The sequence below is a fragment of the Geodermatophilus sp. CPCC 205506 genome, from assembly GCF_051383635.1.
Taxonomy (GTDB): domain Bacteria; phylum Actinomycetota; class Actinomycetes; order Mycobacteriales; family Geodermatophilaceae; genus Geodermatophilus.
The window spans coordinates 69,721-91,337 of sequence record NZ_JALPKP010000012.1; the positions used below are offsets into that span (position 1 = coordinate 69,721).

The window sequence follows — 21,617 nt, forward strand, 5'->3', positions numbered from 1 at the left end:
TCGCAGCGAGCGAGGAGCGGACCGGGGACGTCGTCGGCTAGCGGATCGCGGCCGGGTCGAACCCGTATGGCAGCTCCAGCCGGTGCCGGGCGAGCAGCTCGGTGTCGGCGAGCAGCGCGCGGGTCGGCCCGTCGGCGACGACGACCCCGTCGTCGAGCACCACCGCACGCGGGCACAGCTGCACGGCGTAGGGCAGGTCGTGGGTGACCATCAGCATGGTCACCGGCAGCGCCTGCAGGACCTCGGCGAGCTCCCGGCGGCCGGCCGGGTCGAGGTTCGACGACGGCTCGTCGAGCACCAGGATCTCCGGGTGCATCGACAGCACCGTGGCGACGGCGACCCGGCGGCGCTGGCCGAAGGAGAGGTGGTGCGGCGGCCGGTCGGCGGCGTCGGTCATGCCGACCTGCTCCAGCGCCGCGGCGACCCGCGCCCCGACCTCGGCCTCGGGCAGCCCCAGGTTGCGCGGGCCGAAGGCGACGTCCTCGCCGACCGTGGGCAAGAACAGCTGGTCGTCGGGGTCCTGGAAGACCACCCCGACCCGCCGCCGGACCTCCTGCAGGTGCGACCGGTCCACCGGCAGGCCGGCCACGGCGACCGCGCCGCGCCCGCCGCGCAGGATGCCGTTGAGGTGCAGCACGAGGGTCGTCTTGCCCGCGCCGTTGGGCCCGAGCAGCGCCACCCGCTCGCCGCGCTCGATGCGCAGGTCGACGCCGAACAGCGCCTGGTGCCCGTCGGGGTAGGCGAAGGCCAGGTCCTCGACGAGCAGCGAGGGGGGTGTGCTCACCCGAGCAGCAGACCGGACGCCAGGACGGCGCCGGCGGCCAGCGGCAGCGCGAGCGCGGTCAGCCACGCCCGGGCGGGTACGGCCGCGGTCGGTCCGGTGGGCATCCGGCCCGCGTAGCCACGGGACAGCATCGCCAGGTGCACCCGCTCGCCGCGCTCGTAGGAGCGGATGAACAGCGAGCCGGCCGCCGGGCCGAGCACCCGCAGCGCGCCGAGGTGGCGGCCCCGGAACCCCCGCGACTCCCGGGCGACCCGCATCCGGCGCAGCTCGCCGCCGACGACGTCGGCGTAGCGGATCATGAACATCAGGATCTGGACGAGCACCGTGGGCAGCCCCAGCCGCTCCAGACCGCGCAGCAGCGCCCGGGGCTCGGTGGTGGCGGCCAGCACGGTGGCGGCCAGCACCGACAGCGTCGCCTTGGCCAGCAGCCCCCCGGCGGCGGCCAGGCCGCTCTCGGACAGGGACAGCCCGGCGACGTCCACCCGCGGGCCCTGCGCCACGAACGGCAGCAGCAGGGCGAACACGACGAACGGGGTCTCGACCGCCAGCCCGCGGGCCAGCCGGGCCGGGCCCACACCCGCCACGGTCGCCACCGCGAGGACGAGCGCCAGGTACCCCGCGTAGGCGGCCCACGCCCAGCCGGCGTGCACGGGGGTCGCGACGACGACGAGGGCGAACCCGAGGACGGCGACCAGCTTGAGGTGCGGCTCCATCCGGTGCACCGGGCCGGCCCCGGCGACGTAGGCGGCGCCGAGGAGACCGCCGTGCCCGGCGCCCACGGTCAGCTGCCGGTCGGGGCGGAGTCGCGGCCGCGGCGGCGCACGAGCAGCGTGAGGCCGCCGGCGAGGAGCAGCGTCACCGCGACGCCGACGACGCCGGCCAGCCCGCCCGAGAGCCGCTCCGAGTCGACGCCATCCACGCCGTAGTCGGCCAGCGGGGAGCCGGCGGCCGCGCTGTCCTCGGCGGTGTGCGCGAAGCCGGTCTGCTCCGCGGCCCACTCCAGGCCGTCGGGGGAGCCGCTGGCGTACCAGCTGCCGACCCCGGCGATGAGCAGGGCCACGACCAGGCCGGCGATCCAGAGGCCGCGGCGGCGGGGGGCGCTCACCGGGCACCCGCCTGCGCCGGCGCGGAGCGGCGGGCCAGGTCGGCGGGACGGCGCAGTGCGGCCGCCCCGTGCACCAGGTCGGGCCGGACGGCGAGGACCGCGCCCAGCACGGCGACGCTGATCGCCGCCTCGCCCAGCCCGATGAGCAGGTGGATGCCGCCCATCGTGGCGGCCACCGCGCCCAGCGGGACGTCGGCGACACCTCCGACGGCGAACAGCCCGACGAAGGCCAGCGCCGAGGCGGGCACGGAGAGGAAGGCGCCCACGCCGGCCGCCGTCAGCACGCCGGTGCGGGTGCGCGGCAGCACCGCCGAGAGCAGCCGGAAGACGCCGTAGCCCACGCCGACGGCGACCAGGGCCATCAGCGTGACGTTGGTCCCGAGCGCGGTGATCCCGCCGTCGGCGAACAGGACTGCCTGCACCAGCAGGACGACGGTCATGCAGAGCACCGCCGTCCACGGCCCCACGAGGACGGCGGTGAGCGCGCCGCCGATGAGGTGGCCGCTGGTGCCCGCACCGACCGGGAAGTTCATCATCTGCACGGCGAAGACGAACGCCGCGGTCAGGCCGGCCAGGGGAGCGGTGCGCTCGTCCAGCTCCCGGCGCGCGCCCCTCAGGGCGACGGCCACCACGCCGGCGGCCACCGCGCCGGTCGCCACCGACGTCGGCGCGTCGAGGAACCCGTCGGGTACGTGCACGCTGCCTCCTCGCGACCGCCCGGGGATGGGCGGACCAGCAGCGACCTTATTGCAGACGATTGGCAAGTGCACACGGGTCGCAACAAGCCCGCCCGCGTGTGACGCGCGTCATCCGGGAGGCCCGCGCAACACGGTTGGAACACGAGGGGCGGACACGCGGGTCGGAGTTCACCGTCCGGAAACAGCGTCGCGTCATCGGCGGAAACAGGACGACGGCACGGTGAACGCCACGTCGCCCCTCCCTGTGGAGGGGTGCCGGTCCAGCCCCCCGCCCCGGGCGCCCATGGCGCCCCGGTCCCACCCCGTGGCCCAGCCACACCGATCCGTCAAGGAGGTTGCCGTGGACACCGGCGACACCGCGTGGGTCCTGGCCAGCGCCGCCCTGGTGCTGTTCATGACTCCCGGCCTGGCGCTCTTCTACGGCGGCATGGTCCGCGCGAAGAGCGTCCTGAACATGATGATGATGAGCTTCGGCGCGATCGCCCTGATCGCCGTGCTCTGGGTGCTCTACGGCTACTCGATGGCCTTCGGGGACGACGTGGGCTCCGGCCTGCTCGGCGACCCGTTCGAGTTCTTCGGCCTGTCCTCGCTGATCGGGACCGGCGGTCTCGACGCGGCGTTCGCCCCGGACAACCTCGTCTTCACCATCCCGTCGCTGGCCTTCGTCGGCTTCCAGGCGGTCTTCGCGATCATCACCGTCGCGCTGATCTCCGGCGCGATCGCCGACCGTGCCCGCTTCGGCCCGTGGATGGTGTTCGCCGGGATCTGGGCGACCGTCGTCTACTTCCCGGTCGCCCACTGGGTCTTCGCCTTCAACGGCGCGGAGTCCGAGACCGGTGGCTGGATCGCCAACAACCTGCTGGCCATCGACTTCGCCGGCGGGACCGCGGTGCACATCAACGCCGGTGCCGCCGGCCTGGCGCTGGCCCTCGTGCTCGGCAAGCGGCGGGGCTTCGGCCGCGACCCGATGCGCCCGCACAACCTGCCGCTGGTCATGATCGGCGCCGGCATCCTGTGGTTCGGCTGGTTCGGCTTCAACGCGGGCTCCGCGCTGTCGGCCAACGGCCAGGCCGCGGAGGTCTTCGTGACCACGCTGGTCGCCACCGGTGCGGCCACCCTCGGCTGGCTCCTCACCGAGAAGATCCGTGACGGCCACGCCACCTCGCTGGGCGCCGCCTCCGGCGTCGTCGCCGGCCTGGTGGCCATCACCCCGGCCTGTTCCTCGGTGACCCCGCTGGGGGCCATCGCCGTGGGCCTCGGCGCCGGTGTGCTGTGCGCCCTGGCGGTCGGCCTCAAGTACAAGCTCGGCTACGACGACTCGCTCGACGTCGTCGGCGTCCACCTCGTCGGTGGCCTCTGGGGCACCCTCGCCATCGGTCTGTTCGCCTCCGCGGCCACCACGGCCGGTGTCGACGGCCTGTTCTACGGTGGCGGCGTCGACCAGCTCTGGCGGCAGGCGATCGGCGCCCTCGCGGTCCTGGTCTACTCCTTCGTCCTCACGCTGGTGATCGGGTTCGTCATCTCCAAGACGATGCGCTTCCGGATCACCGAGGACGAGGAGGTCCGGGGCATCGACGGCGTCGTGCACGCTGAGACCGCGTACGACTTCGCCTCCCTCGGGGGCGGCGGCGGCGCTCCGACTCTGGGCACCCAGGCGCGAGCCGAGGCCCGCAACACGGAAGGGATCCGGGCATGAAGCTCGTCACCGCCATCGTCAAGCCGTTCAAGCTGGACGACGTCAAGAACGCCCTCGAGCTCATCGGCATCGCCGGGCTCACCGTCAGCGAGGTCCAGGGCTTCGGTCGGCAGCGCGGCCACACCGAGGTCTACCGCGGCGCGGAGTACCAGGTGGACTTCGTCCCGAAGGTGCGCATCGAGGTCGTCGTGAGCGAGATCGAGGCCGCCCGCGTGGTGGACGCGATCGTCGAGGCCGCCTCCACCGGGCAGATCGGCGACGGCAAGGTGTGGGTGACGACGATCGACGAGATCGTCCGGGTCCGCACCGGCGAGCGCGGCGCCGACGCCCTGTAGGGCCCCGGCGGCCCCCCTGCAGGGTCCCGCCGCGAGCTTGCGAGCGGTGGGGGCAGGGAGGTCCTTTCTCGTCGGCCGGGGTGGTGGGAGGGTCCGCCACCCCGGCCGACGCCGTTTCTCGTTGAGGAGCAACCGGAGGGGGACACGTGCTGGACACCGGGTCGCTGCCCGCACTGCCGCGGGAACGGCGGGTCGCGGAGATCGAGTCCTGGCTCGCCGGGCTGCTGGACGACGCGGTCGCGGGCACGCCCCCGCCCCGCACGAAGCGCGGGGGACCGCCGCCGCGCACCGGCGCCGAGGGCATCGCCCTGGTGGCCGTGGGCAGCCTGGGCCGGCAGGAGCTCCCGCCGCACGGCGACCTCGACCTCGTCCTGGTCCACGACGGTCGGCCGGAGATCGCCGCGCTCGCCGACGCCGTCTGGTACCCGATCTGGGACGCCGGCGTGCGGCTGGACCACTCGGTGCGCACCGTGTCCGAGGCCGTCGGCGTCGCCTCCACGGACGTGAAGGCCGGCCTGGGGCTGCTGGACGCCCGGCTGGTGGCCGGGGACGCCGACCTCGCCGCCACGCTGCGCGCCGCGACCCTGGCCAGCTGGCGGCAGTCGGCGTCCCGGCTGCTGCCCCAGCTGCGGGACCTGCGCCGCGGCCGCGCCCGGCAGGTGGGCGAGCTGGCCTTCCTCCTCGAGCCGGACCTCAAGGAGGCCTACGGCGGGCTGCGCGAGGGCCAGGTGCTCCGCGCGGTGGCCGCCGCGCAGCTGGCCGACGAGCCGTCCGCGGAGTCCGAGGAGGCATACGCGTTCCTGCTCGACGTCCGCGACGAGCTGCGCCGCCGCTCCGCCCGGGCCGGCGACGTGCTGGTCCGGCAGGAGCAGCGGCCGGTCGCCGTCGCGCTCGGCCTGCCCGACGAGGACGCCCTGCTCCGCGAGGTGAGCCTGGCCGGACGGCGGCTGGCGTTCGTCGCCGACGAGACGTGGCGGCGGGTGGAGGCGACCCTCGTCCGCCGTCCCCGCGGCCGGTACCGCCGGGTGCGCCGCGAGCCGCTGGCCGAGGGCGTGGTGCGCCAGGGCGACGAGGTCGTCCTCGCCCGCGACGCCCGCCCCGCCGCCGACCCCGGCCTCGCGCTGCGCGGGGCCGCCGCGGCCGCGCGGGCCGACCTGCTCCTGTCGCCCTACACGCTCAAGGTGCTCGCGGTGCACTCGCCGCCGGTGCCCGAGCCGTGGCCGGCGGAGGTGCGCTGGTCCTTCCTGCGGCTGCTGGCCAGCGGCCGGTCGGCCGTCCCGGTCCTGGAGCAGCTGGACCAGGAGGGGCTGCTGGCCCGCCTGCTGCCGGAGTGGGACCGGGTCCGCTCGCTGCCGCAGCGGCACCCCTGGCACCGGTTCACCGTCGACCGGCACCTGGTCGAGGCCGCCGCCGCCGCCGCGGAGCTGACCCGGGACGTCGACCGGCCCGACCTGCTGCTGGTGGGGGCGCTGCTGCACGACATCGGCAAGGGCTGGCCCGGCGACCACAGCGCGGTGGGGGAGCCGATCGCCGCCGCGATCAGCGCCCGGATGGGCTTCTCGGCCGCCGACGTCGCCACCCTCGCCGCGATGGTGCGCCACCACCTGCTGCTGCCCGACACCGCCACCCGTCGCGACATCGACGACCCGGCGACCATCGAGCGGGTCGCGGCGACGATCGGCTCGGACCCCGCCCTGCTGCAGCTGCTGCACGCCCTCGCGCAGGCCGACGGCGCGGCGACGAGCAGCTCGGCCTGGTCACCGTGGAAGGCGCACCTGGTCGCCGCCCTCGTCGCGCGGGTGCAGGCCCGGCTCGGCGGCGTCGTCAGCCACGACCCCGAGCCGGTGCTGAACCCTGGGGCGCCGCAGGTGAGCACCGACGTGCCGGGGGGTGTCGCCGGCGTCTCCGTGGGGGTGGAGGAGGTCGCCGACGGCCAGCAGGTGACGATCGTCGCCCCGGACGGGCACGGGCTGTTCAGCTGCCTGGCCGGGGTCCTCGCGCTCAACCAGCTCGACGTCCGCGCCGCGAAGGTGAACGTCGTCGAGGGGCGGGCGACCGCGGTCTTCGCCGTCCGGCCGCGCTTCGGCCGCGCCCCGGTGCCCTCGATCCTGGCCGACGCCGTCCGCGCGGCCCTGGAGGGGACGCTGCCGCTGGCCGAGCGGCTGCGCCAGCGGGAGGTGGACTACCGGCAGGACGGCGTCCGCGCCGCGCCGCCGCGCATCTCCTGGCACAACAACGAGGTGACCGGCGACGCGACCGGCATCGTCGAGGTCCGCGCCGGCGACCGCGCCGGGTTGCTCTACCGGCTCACCGCCGCGCTGGCCGCCGAGGGGCTGGACGTGACCTCCGCACGGATCGAGACGCTGGGCGCCGACGCCGCCGACCACTTCTACGTCTGCAACCCCTCCGGCACGCCGATCGACGTCGAGCAGCGCTCGCGGGTGGAGGCCGCCCTGGCCGCCGCCGTCCGCGGCGCGGTCCCCGACCCCGTGCCGGGGGACACGCCGGGCTGACGTGCGCGGTTCTGTCGGTACCCCGTGTCACCGTCGAGGGCAGTGGAACGGAACGGTCCACCGGCACGGGGAGGGGAACTGCACATGTCCGACCGGTCCTTCGAGATCGCGACGGCCCAGGGGCGCGTCTAGCGCTGCTCGGCCTGCGGCGACGACCGGGAGTTCGTGCAGCCCGCGTGCGTCGACGGCCACACCGAGGACGGCGGGGAGTGCCCCGAGTGGGCGTGTGCCGGCTGCGGCGCCGCCGTCGTCACCGCCGGCGGCGGAACGGCAGTCGAGGTGCTCACCCGCCTGGCGGCCTGAGGCTCGCGGCGGGGTCCTGCAGAGCGTGCCACCGGCTCGGGCGCTGCGCTCGTTAGGCTGGTCCGGAGGTGGCGCGGCGGCACCGGGGTCCCCGGCTGTCGCACGCCGAGCAGCCGGTCGGTCCGACCGGCGGGCCGCGCCCACGAGCTCTGCGAGGACGTGCTGTGTTCGAGACCCTCTCCGATCGCCTCGACAAGGTCTTCAGCGGCCTGCGCGGCAAGGGTCGGCTCACCGACGCCGACATCGACGCCACCGCGCGCGAGATCCGCATCGCGCTGCTGGAGGCCGATGTCGCGCTGCCGGTGGTGCGGGCGTTCATCACCGCGGTCAAGGAGCGCGCCCGCGGCGCCGACGTCTCCCAGGCGCTGAACCCGGCCCAGCAGGTCATCAAGATCGTCAACGAGGAGCTCATCGAGATCCTCGGCGGGGAGACCCGGCGGCTGCGCTACGCCAAGCAGTCGCCCACGGTCATCATGCTGGCCGGCCTGCAGGGCTCCGGTAAGACCACGCTGGCCGGCAAGCTCGGCCGCTGGCTGAAGTCCCAGGGGCACACCCCGCTGCTGGTCGCGGCCGACCTGCAGCGGCCCAACGCGGTCAACCAGCTGTCCATCGTGGCCGGCCAGGCCGGCGTCGACGTCTTCGCCCCCGAGCCGGGCAACGGCATCGGCGACCCCATCCGGGTGGCGGCGGACTCCATCGAGCACGCCCGGCGCACGATGCACGACGTCGTCGTCGTCGACACCGCCGGCCGGCTGGGCATCGACGCCGAGCTGATGGCCCAGGCCGCCGGCATCCGGGACGCCGTCCGGCCGGACGAGACGCTGTTCGTCGTCGACGCGATGATCGGCCAGGACGCCGTGACGACGGCCGAGGCCTTCCGCGACGGCGTGGGCTTCAGCGGCGTCGTCCTCACCAAGCTCGACGGCGACGCCCGCGGTGGCGCCGCGCTGTCGGTCCGCCACGTCACCGGCCAGCCGATCATGTTCGCCTCCACCGGCGAGAAGCTGACCGACTTCGACGTCTTCCACCCCGAGCGGATGGCCTCGCGCATCCTCGGGATGGGGGACGTGCTCACCCTCATCGAGCAGGCCGAGCAGCACTTCGACGCCGAGCAGGCCGAGAAGATGGCCGGGAAGCTGGCCTCCCGCGAGGGGTTCACCCTCGAGGACTTCCTCGAGCAGATGATGGCCATCCGCAAGATGGGCCCGATCGCCAACCTGCTGGGCATGCTGCCCGGCGCCGGGGCGATGAAGGAGCAGCTCAAGCAGGTCGACGACCGCGACCTGGACCGCACCGCGGCGATCATCCGCTCGATGACGCCGGAGGAACGGGTCAACTCCAAGATCATCAACTCGTCGCGGCGGGTGCGCATCGCCAACGGCTCGGGCGTCACCGTCACCGAGGTGAACCAGCTGCTGGAGCGCTTCGCCCAGGCCCAGAAGATGATGGGTCAGATGGCCGGCAGCATGGGCCTGCCCGGGATGGGCCCGATGTCGAAGAAGGCCCGCGGCCGCCAGATGCAGGCCCAGTCCAAGAAGGGCAAGAAGGGCAAGGGCGGCAAGAAGGGCGGGCCCGCGCGCCGGCCGATGGGCGCCCCCGGGCTCCCGCCGGGCGCCGGTTTCCCCGGCGGCGGGCTCCCCGGGGGGCTCCCCGGCGGGATGCCGTCGCTGCCGCCGGGCCTGGCCAACGGCCAGGGGCTGCCCGACCTCACCAAGCTGAACTTCGACAAGCCCGGGGACGAGCGGCCCGGTCGATGAGCGCGCCGGCGCTGCACCTCGCCGGGGTGGTGCTGCCCGAGGAGGAGCACCGCGACCTGTGGGTGCGCGACGGGCGGATCACCTTCGACCCCGTTCCCGGCGCCGAGACCGTCGACCGCGGCGGCTGGCTGCTGCCCGGCCTGGTCGACGCGCACTGCCACGTGGGCATCGGCCGCGGCGGTGAGCAGGTGACCGACCTCGCCGGGTGGCGCGAGCAGGCGCTGGCCGAGCGGGCGGCGGGCGTGCTCGCCCTGCGCGACTGCGGGTCCCCGGTGGACACCCGTGCGCTGGACGGCGAGCCGGACCTGCCGCGCATCATCCGGGCGGGGCGGCACCTGGCCGCACCCCGCCGCTACATCCCGGGTCTGGCCGTCGAGCTGGAGCCCGAGGCCCTCGCCGCCGAGACCCGGGTCCAGGCCCGGCGCGGGGACGGCTGGGTGAAGCTGGTCGGCGACTGGATCGACCGCGGGGTCGGCGACCTCGCCCCGGAGTGGCCCGCCGAGGCCGTCGCGACCGCGATCGCCGCCGCCCACGAGGAGGGCGCGCGGGTCACCGCGCACACCTTCGGCACCGACGCGCTGCCGGCGCTCATCCGGGCCGGGATCGACTGCATCGAGCACGGCACCGGGCTGACCGAGGAGCTCATCGGCGAGATGGCCGCGCGGGGCACCGCCGTCGTCCCGACGTTGATCAACGTCGAGAACTTCCCCGGGTTCGCCGCCGCGGGGGAGTCGCGGTTCCCGGCGTACGCGAGCACGATGCGGCGGCTGTACGCGCGGTCGGGGGCGGTCGTGCGGGCGGCCTACGAGGCCGGCGTGCCGGTGTTCGCCGGCACCGACGCCGGCGGCGGCATCGACCACGGCCGGATCGCCGACGAGGTGCGCGCGCTGGCCGCGGCCGGGCTGCCGGCCGAGGCGGCGGTGGCCGCGGCGTCGTGGGCGGCCCGCGACTGGCTCGGCCTGCCGTGCCTCGAGGAGGGCGCACCCGCCGACCTCGTGGTCTACGACGGCGACCCGCGGGCCGACCTCGACGTGCTCGCCCGTCCCCGACTGACCCTGCTCCGGGGGCGGGTCTTCGGGGCCGACGTCCCGGTCAGGCAGGGGGACCCAGCACCAGGGTGACCTCGGTGCCGCCGGGGGAGGACGCGGCCCGCAGCGCGCCGCCGGAGCCCTCGGCGGTGCGCCGTGCGATGTCCAGGCCGAGGCCGGTGGAGCCACCCTCGCTGTGCCCCCGGTCCAGCGCGGACGACGGCAGGCCCGGACCCGCGTCGGCGACGGACACCTCGGCGCCCCCGCCCTCCCGCGGCCGGACGGCGACCCGGAGCCCGGTGCCCTCGGGGGTGTGCGCGAAGACGTTGCCGAGCAGCGCGTCGACGGCGGCGCCCAGGTCGGCGGCGGCCACCCGTACCGGCAGCGGCCCCTCGGCGAGCGCCACGCCGACCGCGCGCTGCTCCTCCTCGGCCAGCACCGACCAGAAGCGGATCCGCTCGCCCACGACGTCCACCGCGTCGCAGCCGGCGCCCAGGCCCTCCCGCACCGTGCGCCGCGCCTCGTTGATCACCTCGTCGACGCCGCGGCTGAGCGCGTCGACGTCGTCCATCAGCCGCTCGCGGTCCCCCGGGGGCAGCGACTCGACGTCCAGCCGGAGGGCGGTGAGCGGCGTCCGGAGCCGGTGCGCGAGGTCGGCCGCGGCCTCCCGCTCGGCGGTCAGCAGCTCGCCGATCCGGCCGGCCAGCCGGTTGAGCGCGGTGCCCACCTCGCGGACCTCGTCAGGCCCGTCCGGCGTCACCCGCGCGTCGAGGTCACCGCTGCCGAGCCGGTGCGCGGTGCCGGCGAGGTCGGTGATCGGCCGGGTGAGGGAGCGGGCCAGCCGGTCGGCCATCACGAGGGCCAGCACCAGCAGCACGAGGCCCAGGCCGGCCAGGACCAGCCAGGTGCGGGTGACGCCGGCGCGCAGCTGTGCCTCCGGGACGAACACCTCGATGACCGCCGTGCCGCCGTCCGGGCGGCGGACCGGCTGGAGCAGCTGGGTGCCGTCGTCGGCGGTGACGACCGAGGCGCTGGCGGGGGTGGCGTCGTCGCCGAGCCGGCCCTCCGTGCCGAGCCACTGCGCGTCGGTCCAGCGCACCGCCACGCTGCGGCCGTCGCGGGAGGAGCCCACCAGGGCGGCCGCGACCTCGTCGCGGTCGTCGAAGCCCACGGTGGGGGCCAGCAGCTGCAGCTGCGCCTGGGCGGTGTCCAGGGCGCGGGCCTCGGCGACCCGCTCGACGAGCAGCGCGGCCGGCAGCAGGAAGGCGAGCAGGACCACCGACGTGGTGGCCGCCACCAGCAGCGTGATGCGCTGCCTCACGGCTCGGGCTCGGCCAGCCGCACGCCCACCCCGCGGACGGTCTGCAGCAGCCGCTGCTCCGCGGCGGACTCGCCGAGCTTGCGCCGCAGCCACGACAGGTGGACGTCGACGGTCTTGTCGGACCCGCCGTAGGGCAGCTGCCAGACCTCGCTGAGCAACTCCCGCTTGGACACCACCGTGCCCGCGCGGGCGGCGAGGTAGGCGAGCAGGTCGAACTCCTTGGGGGAGAGCTCCACGACCTGGCCGGCGTGGGTGACCCGGCGGCTGCGCGGGTCCACGGTGAGGTCGCCCACGGTGACGGGGGCCGGGCCGCCGTCCACCCCCGAGGCGCGGCGCAGGACGGCGCGGATGCGGGCCTCCAGCTGCCCGGCCGAGAACGGCTTGACCACGTAGTCGTCAGCGCCGGCGTCGAGGGCCTGCACCACGCTGCCGTCGTCGTCCCGGGCGGTGGCGACGATGACCGGCACCGCCGAGACGGCGCGGAGCATGCGCAGCATCTCGCTGCCGTCCAGGTCGGGCAGGCCGAGATCGAGGACGACGAGGTCCGGGCGGTCCTCGACGGCCTGCTGCAGCCCGGCGAGGGCGGTTCCGGCCGAGCTCACCGCGTGCCCGCGCTCGCGCAGCGCCCGGATCAGGGCGGTGCGGATGCGCTCGTCGTCCTCCACGACCAGGAGCTGTGCCACGGCTGGAAGCTAACGCCGTCCGGCGCCGATCCGATGCGTCCCCCACTCGGGGGGATGAGATCCGCACCTTCCCTTGTCACCCTCTTGGCGTGGCCTTAACCAGGGCGGCGACAAGGTCGGCCCCATGAACCGCACCGTCGCATTCGGAGCCCTGTGGACCGCGTCCGCGGCGGCGGCCGTCGGGCTGGGGCTGCTCGCCGTCTCCTTCGTCGACGCCGGGACGCCGCTGGACACCCAGTTGGCCTCGGCCACCGACAGCCAGCAGTCCGGGTCCGCGACGTCGACGACCCCGACCACCCCGTCGACGCCGACCGACTCCTCGACCCCGGCTCCGGCTCCGGCCCCGGCGCCGACGTCGGACGAGCAGGTCACGGTGGCCGGCACCGTCTACGCCTCCTGCGACGCCGGCGGGCTGTCGCTGGTCAGCGCCCCCGCCGCCGGGTGGTGGCTGGACGACTCGCAGGACCCGGGCGAGGTGGAGTTCGAGAACGGCAGCCAGAAGCTCGAGGTGACGATCTCCTGCGTCGACGGGCGTCCCCAGTTCTTCGTCGAGGGGCCCCGGGACGACAGCAGCGGCCGCGGGCGTGGCGGCGACGACTCCTCCGGCACCCCGGTGAGCACCGCGCCGGCCGGCACCGCGCCGTCGACCGGCTCGTCCGGGGGCGACGACTCCGACGGCCGGGTCGGCGGCGGCCACGGTTCCGACGACGGCCCCGGTGACGACTCGGCCGGCCGCAGCGACGACTCGGACGACGACTCCGGCCGCGGCCGAGGCCGCGGCGGCGACGACGGCTGAGCCCCCCCGTCGGCGGACCGCACGACCCGGCGAGCCCCGTGCCCCGGGCCCGGCGGTGTCTCGCAGTTGCCGGTAGGCCGACAATGGCACCGTGTTGTTGCGGATGTCCTCCCTGTTCCTGCGCACCCTGCGCGACGACCCGGCCGACGCGGAGGTCCCGAGTCACCGTCTCCTGGTGCGGGCCGGCTACATCCGGCGGGCCGCGCCGGGCGGCTTCACCTGGCTGCCCCTGGGCTACCGGGTCTTCCGCAACGTCGAGCGGGTCATCCGCGAGGAGATGGACGCGATCGGCGCGCAGGAGGTGCACTTCCCGGCGCTGCTGCCGCGTGAGCCCTACGAGGCGACCGGCCGGTGGACCGAGTACGGCGACAGCCTCTTCCGGCTCAAGGACCGCCGCGGCGCCGACCACCTGCTCGGGCCCACCCACGAGGAGATGTTCACGCTCCTGGTGAAGGACCTGTACTCGTCGTACAAGGACCTCCCGCTGTCGCTGTACCAGATCCAGACGAAGTACCGGGACGAGGCGCGGCCGCGGGCCGGGCTGCTGCGCGGCCGCGAGTTCACGATGAAGGACAGCTACTCCTTCGACGTCGACGACGCCGGGCTGGACAAGTCCTACGCCGCGCACCGCGACGCCTACATCAAGATCTTCGACCGGCTGGGCCTGGAGTACGTGATCGTCTCGGCGATGTCCGGGGCGATGGGCGGCTCGAAGAGCGAAGAGTTCCTGCACCCGACGGACATCGGCGAGGACACCTTCGTGCGCTCGCCCGGCGGCTACGCCGCCAACGTCGAGGCCGTGAGCACCGTCGTCCCCGACGCCGTCCCGCTCGAGGGGCTGCCGGAGGCGCACGTCGAGGACACCCCGGACACCCCGACGATCGAGACCCTCGTCGCGGTGGCCCGGCAGCTGTTCCCGGACGCCGGCTACACCGCCGCGTCGACGCTGAAGAACGTCGTCGTCACGCTCGTGCACCCCGACGGCACCCGCGAGCCGCTGGTGATCGGCGTCCCCGGTGACCGCGAGGTGGACGCCAAGCGCCTGGAGGCGCAGGTCGCCCCCGCCGAGGTCGAGCCGTTCACCGACTTCGACTCCCACCCCCTGCTGGTCAAGGGCTACATCGGTCCACAGGTGCTCGGCGCCGACAGCCCCTCGGGGATCCGCTTCCTCGTCGACCCGCGGGTGGTGCCCGGCACCCGGTGGGTCACCGGCGCCAACGAGGCGGGCAAGCACGTCTTCGACCTCGTCGCCGGCCGGGACTTCACCTGGGACGGCGTCATCGAGGCCGCCGAGGTGCTGCCCGGCGACCCGGCGCCGGACGGCTCCGGCCCCCTGGAGCTCGCGCGCGGGGTGGAGATCGGTCACATCTTCCAGCTGGGCCGCAAGTACGCCGAGGCGCTCGAGCTCAAGGTGCTCGACGAGAACGGCAAGCTGGTCACGGTGACGATGGGGTCCTACGGCGTCGGCGTCTCCCGCGCCGTCGCCGCGATCGCCGAGTCCACCCACGACGAGCTCGGCCTGGTCTGGCCGCGCGAGATCGCACCGGCCGACGTGCACGTGCTCGCCACCGGCAAGGACGCCGCGGTGTTCCAGGCGGCCGAGGCGCTGGCGACCGACCTGGTCGGCGCCGGGCTCACCGTGCTCTACGACGACCGGCCGAAGGTCTCGCCCGGTGTGAAGTTCAAGGACGCCGAGCTGCTCGGGATGCCGACCATCGTCACCGTCGGCCGCGGGCTGGCCGACGGCGTCGTCGAGCTGCGCGACCGTGCCTCGGGCGAGCGCGTGGAGGTGCCGGTCGCCGAGGCGGCCGCCCGCGTGGTGGCCGCCGTCGGCCGCTAGGTCGAGGCGACCAGCTCGACCTCGAAGCCGTCCTCGTCCTCGAGGTAGGCGGCCCGGTGCTCCGGGCCGCCGGCGTACGGGTGCCGGTCGGGGAACAGCAGCCGCCAGCCGTGCGCCGGTGCCTCGGCCACGAGGGCGTCGAGCGCGGCCGCCGTCCCGGCGTGGAACGCCAGGTGGTTGAGGCCGGGGGAGCGGCGCTCGTGCCGGTCGCCGACGAGGGCCGGGGACTGCTCGACGACGACGTAGACCTCGCCGGCCCGCCAGGAGCGCCCGTGCGGCCACGACTGGTACGGCCGGGCGCCCAGGGCGGTGAGCAACCACCCCCAGGACCGCTCGGCGCGGGCCAGATCGGGCACCCAGAGCTCGATGTGGTGCACCAGTCCGGAGCTCGGCACGGACCCTCCTCGGGGATCTGGCACAATGGACGGTCGAACACGGCGGTGGTCGGCCCTCTCACCGTTGCCGGCCGTGTCCAGCCGCACCGCCCCTGACGTACCCCCACGCGTCGCCCCGGGCGGGCACACGACCTGCGTTCGAGGAGAACACCACACACCGTGGCCACCAAGATCAAGCTCATGCGCCTCGGCAAGATGCGCGCGCCGTACTACCGCATCGTCGTCGCCGACGCCCGCACCAAGCGGGACGGCCGGTCGATCGAGACGATCGGCAAGTACCACCCGAAGGAGGACCCGTCCTTCATCGAGGTGAACAGCGAGCGCGCGCAGTACTGGCTGCGTGTCGGCGCGCAGCCGACCGAGGCCGTCGCCGCCATCTTCCGGGTGAGCGGTGACTGGCAGAAGTTCAAGGGCGAGCCGGCCCCGCCGCCCATGAAGGTCGCCGCCCCGAAGCCGGACAAGAAGGCCCTCTACGAGGAGGCCGTCCGCAACTCCGGTGGTGACGAGCCGGCCGCCGGTGCGACCACGCCGAAGAAGAAGGCGGCTCCCAAGGCCGACGACGCGGCGCCCGCCGCCGAGACGCCCGCCGAGTAAGACGTGCTCGAAGAGGCGCTCGAGCACCTGGTCAAGGGCATCGTCGACCACCCCGAGGACGTCACGGTCGACCTGCTCAACAGCCGTCGTGGCAAGACCCTCGAGGTCCGGGTGCACCCCGACGACCTCGGCAAGGTCATCGGCCGCGGCGGCCGGACCGCCAAGGCGCTGCGCACCGTCATGACCGGGGTCGGGGGGCGCGGCCTGCGGGTCGACGTCGTCGACACCGACGGGCGCTGAGTCCTTCCCCTCGTTGAGCGCACACGCCGACGAGCCCACCGACACCGTGGTGGTCGGCCGCATCGGCCGGCCCCACGGTGTCCGTGGTGAGGTGACCGTCGAGGTCCGCACCGACGACCCCGACCTCCGGTTCGTCCCCGGCGCGGTGCTGCTGACCGAACCCGCCGACCGGGGCCCGCTGACCGTCGCCGGCCGCCGCTGGCACCGCGAGGTGCTCCTGCTGCAGCTCGAGGGCATCGACAGCCGTGAGGCGGCCGAGACGGTCCGCAACACCGAGCTGCACGTCCCGCTCGCCGACCTCCCCGAGCTCGAGGACCCCGACGTCTTCTACGACCACCAGCTGGTCGGCCTGACCGCCCGCCTGACCGACGGCACCGTCGTCGGCGAGGTGTCCGCCGTCCGCCACGAGGGCTCCGAGCTGCTCGTCGTCCGCCGCTCTGGAGGTGGGGAGCTGCTGGTCCCGTTCGTGACCGCGATGGTGCCGACCGTGGACGTCGCCGGCGGCTTCGTCGTGCTCGACCCGCCCGAGGGGCTGCTGGACCTGTGAGCTCCGGCTTCCGCATCGACGTCGTCACGATCTTCCCCGAGTACCTGGCGCCGCTGGGCCAGTCGCTGCTGGGCAGGGCCGCCGAGCGCGGCCTGGTCAGCATCGGCGTGCACGACCTGCGGCAGTGGACCGACGACGTCCACCGGACCGTCGACGACGCGCCGTACGGCGGTGGCCCCGGGATGGTCATGCGCCCCGAGCCCTGGGGCCGCGCGCTGGACGCCGTCCGCCCGCCCGGCACTCGCCTGGTGGTGCCGACCCCGGCCGGCCGCCCGTTCACCCAGGCGGTGGCCGCGCAGTGGGCGCGGGAGCCGGGCCTGGTCTTCGCCTGCGGCCGGTACGAGGGCATCGACCAGCGGGTCTCCGACTGGGCGGCCGACGCCGGGCCGGTGTCGGAGGTCTCGATCGGCGACTACGTGCTCGCCGGTGGGGAGTCCGCGGTGCTCGTGATGGTCGAGGCGGTGACCCGGCTGCTGCCCGGCGTCGTGGGGAACAGCGAGTCCGTCGAGTTCGACTCGCACGCCGACGGCCTGCTGGAGGGCCCTTCCTACACCCGTCCGGCGTCGTGGCGGGGCCACGACGTGCCGCCGGTGCTGCTGTCCGGCGACCACGCGGCGATCGCCCGGTGGCGGCGCGCGGAGTCGCTGCGGCGGACCGCGGTCCGACGTCCCGACCTGCTCGCCGCCCTGCCGGAGGACGCGCTCTCGCCCGCCGACCGGGCGGCGCTGGGCGGCCCGTGACCGACCGGCCCTGGGTGCGGCCGACGGCGCGGGTCGTGGTGCTGGACCCCTCCCGGCGGGTCCTCCTGCTCGGCGCCCGCCTGACCGACCCCGCCGTGCCACCCGGCGACGTGCTGTTCTGGTACACGCCCGGTGGCGGCGTGGAGCCGGGGGAGAGCGTGCGCGAGGCCGCCGTCCGGGAGCTGGCCGAGGAGATCGGGCTGGACGTGGCGCCCGCCGCGCTCGAGGGCCCGGTGTGGTTCCGGCGACACGTCGGACCGTTCGCCGGCATCGAGATCGACTCCCGGGAGACCTTCTTCGTGCTGCGCGACGTCGTGCACGAGGTCGACCCCCGTGGCCGCACGGAGCTGGAGGTCCTCGGGGAGGAGCCGCACCGCTGGTGGAGCGCCGCGGAGATCGCCTCGGACCCGGTCGAGTTCGCGCCCCGCGAACTGGCCTCGCTCCTGCCGGAGCTGCTCGACGGCCCGTGGACGGGGCCGCCGCGCTTCGTCGGCTGAAGATGTGGCACAGTAGAGAGCTGCTGCGGACCGTCGGCCCGTTCGACTCCGAACTCCTCCCGGAGTGCAGCTCCCCGGATCGGACAGCCGGGGCCGCTCGCTGTCCGCACCGTGAACGACGCAACCGCTAGGACAGGACTGCCGCGATGAACACCCTGGACGTACTCGACGCCGACTCGCTGCGCGCCGACATCCCCGAGTTCCGCCCGGGCGACACCGTCAAGGTGCACGTGCGCGTCATCGAGGGCAACCGCTCCCGCATCCAGGTCTTCCAGGGTGTGGTCATCCGCCGCCAGGGCGGGGGGATCCGCGAGACCTTCACCGTGCGCAAGGTCAGCTTCGGCGTGGGCGTGGAGCGCACCTTCCCGGTGCACACCCCGGTCGTCGAGAAGATCGAGGTCGTCACCCGCGGTGACGTGCGCCGCGCGAAGCTGTACTACCTCCGCGAGCTGCGCGGCAAGGCCGCCAAGATCAAGGAGAAGCGCGAGACCGTCTCTCGCTGACACGCTCCGGGCCGGTCCTCCCGGCCTGACCACGGCGGGTCCCCCACGGCCGTACGCTGGCTCCGATGAGCAGCGACCGGCCCGGGGGGCCCGCCGATGTCGTTCCAGACGGTGAGGAGCCCCGTCCTGAGGCCGGCAGCGACGACACCGGCCCCGTCTCCGCGCCGTCCCGGCGCCGGCGACGGCTGGACCGGCAGAAGGAGCAGAAGAAGGGGTCGCTGCTCCGGGAGTTGCCCGTCCTGCTGCTCGTGGCGTTCGTGCTCGCGCTGCTGGTGAAGACCTTCCTGGTGCAGGCGTTCTTCATCCCGTCCGGCTCGATGGAGCGGACGCTGCACGGCTGCCCCGGGTGCACGGGGGACCGGGTCCTGGTGAACAAGGTGCCGTACTGGTTCGGCGAGCCCCAACCGGGCGACATCGTGGTCTTCGAGGGCCCGGACACCTGGTCGCCCGAGGTGAGCGTCACCGAGCCCACCAACTGGTTCGCCGGCGGGCTGCTGTGGCTCGGCCGCGCGGTCGGCGTCGCGCCGCCCAGCGAGGACGACTTCGTCAAGCGGGTGATCGCCACCGAGGGGCAGACCGTGGAGTGCTGCGACGCCCAGGGCCGGGTCCTGGTGGACGGCGTGCCGCTCGACGAGCCGTACATCTTCGAGGACTCGCCGCTCGAGCGCCGCGTCTTCGGCCCGGTCACGGTGCCCGAGGGCCGGCTGTGGGTGATGGGAGACCACCGTTCCGCGTCGGCGGACTCCCGATCGCACGCCGGTGACACGTACGACGGCACCATCGGTGTGGACGACGTCATCGGCAAGGCCGCGCTGATCGTCTGGCCGCTCGACCGTTTCGGCCTGCTCGACTCACCCGACATCCAGGGAGTGGAGGCGGCGGCTGTCCCCGGGGGTGCCGGCGTCGTCGTCCAGGACACCGGGGCCGCAGCCGTGGCGGCCCCGTACGCCCTGGGCCTGGTGGGCGCGGTGCCACTGACCGCCTGGCGGCGACGCCGACGACGATCCCGCTGAGGCTCTCCGCTGCCCCTCGACCCGCACGTCCCCGACCGGGGAGTGCGGGTCGAGTCGTTTCCACCGATGTCCGGAATGGCGTCGCCATGTCGACAATGAGTGCGACCGGACATTCACGGTGTTTCCAGTGGGGCGCGACCGGTGACTGAGTAACGGGACGGCATTCGAAAAAGAAATCTCCGCAAAGCGTTAAGCAATGGTCTCACTCGTCCGATGGAGATGGTGTAAGCCCCCCCGATTGTGTGAAACGGAGTCAGCTGTGTCCGCACCCCTGGCCAGTGCCCCCCGCGGCGTCACCCGCGTGCTCATCCTCGCCGACGCCCCGGTCCTGCGCCGCGGTCTGGTCAGCATGATCAACGAGACCGCCGGCATGCAGTCGGTCGGTACGCCGGGCGAGCTGCGCCGCGCGCTCACCCTCGCCGAGACCGCCCGCCCCGACGCCGTCGTGGTCGAGCTGGGCTCCGGCCGGGCCGCCACCCTCAACGCCTGCCGGGACCTCCGTCGCCGGTTCCCGCAGGTCACGATCGTGGCGCTGGGCACCTCCGAGGACCCCGCCATCGTGAACGAGGCGCTGGCCGCCGGTGTCCGCGGTTACCTCCTGATCAACACGTCGCCGACCCTGCTGGGCTGGGCCATCCTCGCCGCCCGCGCCGGCCGCACCGTGGTCGACCCGCAGATCCGCCGCGTTGAGCCCTCCGCGACCCCGGCCGCGAAGCCGTTCGCGCCGGAGGTGCCGCTCACCCGGCGGGAGTCCGACGTGCTCGACGAGCTGATCCAGGGTCAGTCGAACCGGCAGATCGGCCGCAACCTGTTCATCAGCGAGGACACCGTCAAGTCCCACGTCAAGGCCATCCTGCGCAAGCTGGGTGCCCGGGACCGCGCCCACGCGGTCTCCCTGGTGCTCTCCTCGCGGACCCCGGGCTGCTCCTGCGGTGCGCACAGCCTGGCCGCCGCCGAGGTCTGATCGATCCCGACTCCGGGCCGCACCGCGGCACGGTGAGCCGGCCGCTCCGCGGCCACCGCCACAGGCCGGTCCCCTCTGACCCCGGGGGCCGGCCTGCGGCGTCTGGCGGACCCGTGGCGGGAGGTGCGCCGTCCGGTCACCGGGCCGTCGTACTGTCGAATCCCGATGGCCGTCCGCACCACCACTCCTCCCGTCGAGCGGACCGTCCGCACCCGGTCCGTCCCGCTCGCCGACGACCGTTCCGACGCCCTGTGGGACATGGAGCGCTCGTTGCGCCGCCGCGGCTTCTCCGCCGTGGCCGGCGCCGACGAGGCGGGGCGCGGCGCGTGCGCCGGCCCTCTCGTGGCGGCCGCCTGCGTGCTCCCCGCGGGGCGCAGGGGGCGGGTGCCGGGCCTGGCCGACTCCAAGCTGCTGACCCCGGCCACGCGCGAGCGGGTCTACGAGGAGGTCCTCGACCGCGCCGTCTCCTGGTCGGTCGTCGTCATCCCCGTCGAGGACCTCGACGCCCGCGGCATGCACGTGACGAACATCGAGGCGCTGCGCCGGGCGGTGTGGAACCTCGAGCCGGGCGCGGACTACGTGCTCACCGACGGCTTCCCCGTGCCGGGCCTGGCGCGGCCGACCCTGGCGGTGTGGAAGGGCGACCGGGTGGCGGCGTGCGTGGCGGCGGCGTCCGTGCTGGCGAAGGTCACCCGGGACCGGATCATGGTCGACCTGCACGAGCGGTGGCCGGAGTACGACTTCGCCGTCCACAAGGGGTACATCACCGAGGCCCACAGCGCCGCGCTCGACCGTCACGGGCCCTGTCCCGAGCACCGCATGCGGTTCATCAACGTCGCCCGCGCTCACGCCGCACACACCCGGCGGGTATCCCACCTGACCGGCTCGGCGCTCATGGTCGATGATGGGGCCATGCGCCCTGTGTCCGGAGAGCCACGATGAGCACCGAGGACCTGGAGAAGTACGAGACCGAGATGGAGCTGCAGCTCTATCGCGAGTACCGGGACATCGTGCGGCAGTTCACCTACGTGGTGGAGACCGAGCGGCGCTTCTACCTGGCCAACTCCGTGGACCTGCAGGTGCGCGAGGCCGGGGGCGAGGTCTACTTCGAGCTCAAGCTCTCCGACGCGTGGGTCTGGGACATGTACCGGCCGGCGCGCTTCGTGCGCAACGTGCGGGTGCTGACCTTCAAGGACGTCAACGTCGAGGAGCTGGACAAGCCCGACCTCGAGCTGCCCGAGGGTCCCCGACTCACCTGATCTCCG

25 protein-coding genes are annotated in these 21,617 nt (G+C 74.5%); 18 read left to right on the forward strand and 7 right to left on the reverse strand.

Annotated elements, in window-relative coordinates; genetic code table 11:
• Positions 1-37 precede the first annotated feature (37 nt).
• From MY520_RS09135 to MY520_RS09150, 4 genes are read right to left on the reverse strand one after another with little or no spacing between them, the layout of a single operon-like run.
• The gene (locus MY520_RS09135) at positions 38-784 is read right to left on the reverse strand and encodes an energy-coupling factor ABC transporter ATP-binding protein (RefSeq protein WP_436691771.1); all 747 of its coding nucleotides are present in this window, start codon (positions 782-784) and stop codon (positions 38-40) included.
• Positions 781-1,563, reverse strand: a complete 783-nt coding sequence (gene cbiQ, locus MY520_RS09140; protein ID WP_436691772.1) for a cobalt ECF transporter T component CbiQ — start codon at positions 1,561-1,563, stop codon at positions 781-783. Before cbiQ ends, MY520_RS09135 begins: the two co-directional genes overlap by 4 nt.
• Before the next feature lie 2 nt (positions 1,564-1,565).
• Positions 1,566-1,889, reverse strand: coding sequence for a PDGLE domain-containing protein (locus MY520_RS09145; RefSeq protein ID WP_436691773.1), 324 nt, complete (start codon positions 1,887-1,889; stop codon positions 1,566-1,568).
• Entirely contained in the window at positions 1,886-2,587 is a 702-nt protein-coding gene (locus tag MY520_RS09150; RefSeq protein WP_436691774.1) for an energy-coupling factor ABC transporter permease, read from the reverse strand. The genes MY520_RS09145 and MY520_RS09150 overlap by 4 nt, the downstream gene beginning before the upstream one ends.
• A 340-nt stretch (positions 2,588-2,927) precedes the next feature.
• Between MY520_RS09150 and MY520_RS09155 the strand changes: the two genes are divergently transcribed.
• The 6 genes from MY520_RS09155 (at position 2,928) to MY520_RS09180 (ending at position 10,312) form a co-directional block, all read left to right on the forward strand.
• A complete protein-coding gene (locus MY520_RS09155; RefSeq protein WP_436691775.1) occupies positions 2,928-4,283 on the forward strand; it encodes an ammonium transporter in 1,356 nt (451 codons plus the stop codon).
• Positions 4,280-4,618, forward strand: coding sequence for a P-II family nitrogen regulator (locus MY520_RS09160; protein ID WP_436691776.1), 339 nt, complete (start codon positions 4,280-4,282; stop codon positions 4,616-4,618). Before MY520_RS09155 ends, MY520_RS09160 begins: the two co-directional genes overlap by 4 nt.
• Before the next feature lie 146 nt (positions 4,619-4,764).
• Positions 4,765-7,131 (forward strand): [protein-PII] uridylyltransferase, encoded by a 2,367-nt coding sequence (locus MY520_RS09165; protein ID WP_436691777.1) that lies wholly within the window; start codon positions 4,765-4,767, stop codon positions 7,129-7,131.
• 165 nt (positions 7,132-7,296) lie between these two features.
• A complete protein-coding gene (locus tag MY520_RS09170) occupies positions 7,297-7,434 on the forward strand; it encodes a hypothetical protein (RefSeq protein ID WP_436691778.1) in 138 nt (45 codons plus the stop codon).
• A 164-nt stretch (positions 7,435-7,598) separates the two neighbouring features.
• Complete coding sequence (gene ffh, locus MY520_RS09175) at positions 7,599-9,191, forward strand: signal recognition particle protein (RefSeq protein ID WP_436691779.1); 1,593 nt, start codon at positions 7,599-7,601, stop codon at positions 9,189-9,191.
• Complete coding sequence (locus MY520_RS09180) at positions 9,188-10,312, forward strand: amidohydrolase family protein (RefSeq protein WP_436691780.1); 1,125 nt, start codon at positions 9,188-9,190, stop codon at positions 10,310-10,312. Before ffh ends, MY520_RS09180 begins: the two co-directional genes overlap by 4 nt.
• On the opposite strand, the gene MY520_RS09185 is transcribed toward MY520_RS09180, so the two are convergent.
• Both MY520_RS09185 and MY520_RS09190 read right to left on the reverse strand, forming a co-directional pair.
• Positions 10,284-11,540, reverse strand: coding sequence for a sensor histidine kinase (locus MY520_RS09185; RefSeq protein WP_436691781.1), 1,257 nt, complete (start codon positions 11,538-11,540; stop codon positions 10,284-10,286). The two genes, MY520_RS09180 and MY520_RS09185, sit on opposite strands and share 29 nt — an antisense overlap.
• On the reverse strand, positions 11,537-12,223 hold the full coding sequence (locus MY520_RS09190) for a response regulator transcription factor (protein WP_436691782.1): 687 nt from the start codon (positions 12,221-12,223) through the stop codon (positions 11,537-11,539). Before MY520_RS09190 ends, MY520_RS09185 begins: the two co-directional genes overlap by 4 nt.
• A 124-nt stretch (positions 12,224-12,347) precedes the next feature.
• Between MY520_RS09190 and MY520_RS09195 the strand changes: the two genes are divergently transcribed.
• Positions 12,348-13,019: a hypothetical protein gene (locus tag MY520_RS09195; protein WP_436691783.1), complete on the forward strand. Its 672-nt coding sequence runs from the start codon at positions 12,348-12,350 to the stop codon at positions 13,017-13,019.
• A 103-nt stretch (positions 13,020-13,122) separates the two neighbouring features.
• On the forward strand, positions 13,123-14,859 hold the full coding sequence (locus MY520_RS09200; protein ID WP_436691784.1) for a proline--tRNA ligase: 1,737 nt from the start codon (positions 13,123-13,125) through the stop codon (positions 14,857-14,859).
• On the opposite strand, the gene MY520_RS09205 is transcribed toward MY520_RS09200, so the two are convergent.
• Entirely contained in the window at positions 14,856-15,254 is a 399-nt protein-coding gene (locus tag MY520_RS09205) for a VOC family protein (RefSeq protein ID WP_436691785.1), read from the reverse strand. The two genes, MY520_RS09200 and MY520_RS09205, sit on opposite strands and share 4 nt — an antisense overlap.
• Before the next feature lie 159 nt (positions 15,255-15,413).
• Here MY520_RS09205 and rpsP point away from each other — a divergent pair, with 159 nt between their 5' ends.
• The 10 genes from rpsP to MY520_RS09255 all read left to right on the forward strand — a co-directional run bounded on the left by rpsP (position 15,414) and on the right by MY520_RS09255 (position 21,611).
• A complete protein-coding gene (gene rpsP / locus MY520_RS09210) occupies positions 15,414-15,848 on the forward strand; it encodes a 30S ribosomal protein S16 (protein WP_436691786.1) in 435 nt (144 codons plus the stop codon).
• Positions 15,849-15,851: 3 nt separating this feature from the next.
• Positions 15,852-16,088 (forward strand): RNA-binding protein, encoded by a 237-nt coding sequence (locus MY520_RS09215; protein WP_091329504.1) that lies wholly within the window; start codon positions 15,852-15,854, stop codon positions 16,086-16,088.
• A 13-nt stretch (positions 16,089-16,101) separates the two neighbouring features.
• Complete coding sequence (gene rimM / locus MY520_RS09220) at positions 16,102-16,635, forward strand: ribosome maturation factor RimM (RefSeq protein WP_436691787.1); 534 nt, start codon at positions 16,102-16,104, stop codon at positions 16,633-16,635.
• Positions 16,632-17,375, forward strand: coding sequence for a tRNA (guanosine(37)-N1)-methyltransferase TrmD (gene trmD, locus MY520_RS09225; protein WP_436691788.1), 744 nt, complete (start codon positions 16,632-16,634; stop codon positions 17,373-17,375). Before rimM ends, trmD begins: the two co-directional genes overlap by 4 nt.
• Positions 17,372-17,872 (forward strand): NUDIX hydrolase, encoded by a 501-nt coding sequence (locus tag MY520_RS09230; protein ID WP_436691789.1) that lies wholly within the window; start codon positions 17,372-17,374, stop codon positions 17,870-17,872. Before trmD ends, MY520_RS09230 begins: the two co-directional genes overlap by 4 nt.
• Positions 17,873-18,018: 146 nt before the next feature.
• On the forward strand, positions 18,019-18,375 hold the full coding sequence (gene rplS / locus MY520_RS09235) for a 50S ribosomal protein L19 (protein WP_436691790.1): 357 nt from the start codon (positions 18,019-18,021) through the stop codon (positions 18,373-18,375).
• Positions 18,376-18,440: 65 nt separating this feature from the next.
• Positions 18,441-19,388: a signal peptidase I gene (lepB, locus tag MY520_RS09240; RefSeq protein ID WP_436691791.1), complete on the forward strand. Its 948-nt coding sequence runs from the start codon at positions 18,441-18,443 to the stop codon at positions 19,386-19,388.
• 259 nt (positions 19,389-19,647) lie between these two features.
• Positions 19,648-20,352 carry a LuxR C-terminal-related transcriptional regulator gene (locus MY520_RS09245; RefSeq protein WP_436691792.1) on the forward strand — a complete coding sequence of 235 codons (705 nt, stop codon included), beginning with the start codon at positions 19,648-19,650 and terminating at the stop codon, positions 20,350-20,352.
• Positions 20,353-20,517: 165 nt separating this feature from the next.
• Positions 20,518-21,294, forward strand: a complete 777-nt coding sequence (locus MY520_RS09250) for a ribonuclease HII (RefSeq protein ID WP_436691793.1) — start codon at positions 20,518-20,520, stop codon at positions 21,292-21,294.
• Entirely contained in the window at positions 21,291-21,611 is a 321-nt protein-coding gene (locus MY520_RS09255) for a DUF2469 domain-containing protein (protein ID WP_091445653.1), read from the forward strand. Before MY520_RS09250 ends, MY520_RS09255 begins: the two co-directional genes overlap by 4 nt.
• Positions 21,612-21,617: the final 6 nt, after the last annotated feature.

Excerpts from the sequence above, each read along its gene's own strand:
- MY520_RS09195 (WP_436691783.1), top strand. The coding sequence starts at position 12,348 with ATGAACCGCACCGTCGCATTCGGAGCCCTGTGGACCGCGTCCGCGGCG.
- rplS (WP_436691790.1), top strand. The coding sequence starts at position 18,019 with ATGAACACCCTGGACGTACTCGACGCCGACTCGCTGCGCGCCGACATC.
- MY520_RS09250 (WP_436691793.1), top strand. The coding sequence starts at position 20,518 with ATGGCCGTCCGCACCACCACTCCTCCCGTCGAGCGGACCGTCCGCACC.
- lepB (WP_436691791.1), top strand. The coding sequence starts at position 18,441 with ATGAGCAGCGACCGGCCCGGGGGGCCCGCCGATGTCGTTCCAGACGGT.
- MY520_RS09180 (WP_436691780.1), top strand. The coding sequence starts at position 9,188 with ATGAGCGCGCCGGCGCTGCACCTCGCCGGGGTGGTGCTGCCCGAGGAG.
- MY520_RS09160 (WP_436691776.1), top strand. The coding sequence starts at position 4,280 with ATGAAGCTCGTCACCGCCATCGTCAAGCCGTTCAAGCTGGACGACGTC.
- MY520_RS09200 (WP_436691784.1), top strand. The coding sequence starts at position 13,123 with ATGTCCTCCCTGTTCCTGCGCACCCTGCGCGACGACCCGGCCGACGCG.
- MY520_RS09255 (WP_091445653.1), top strand. The coding sequence starts at position 21,291 with ATGAGCACCGAGGACCTGGAGAAGTACGAGACCGAGATGGAGCTGCAG.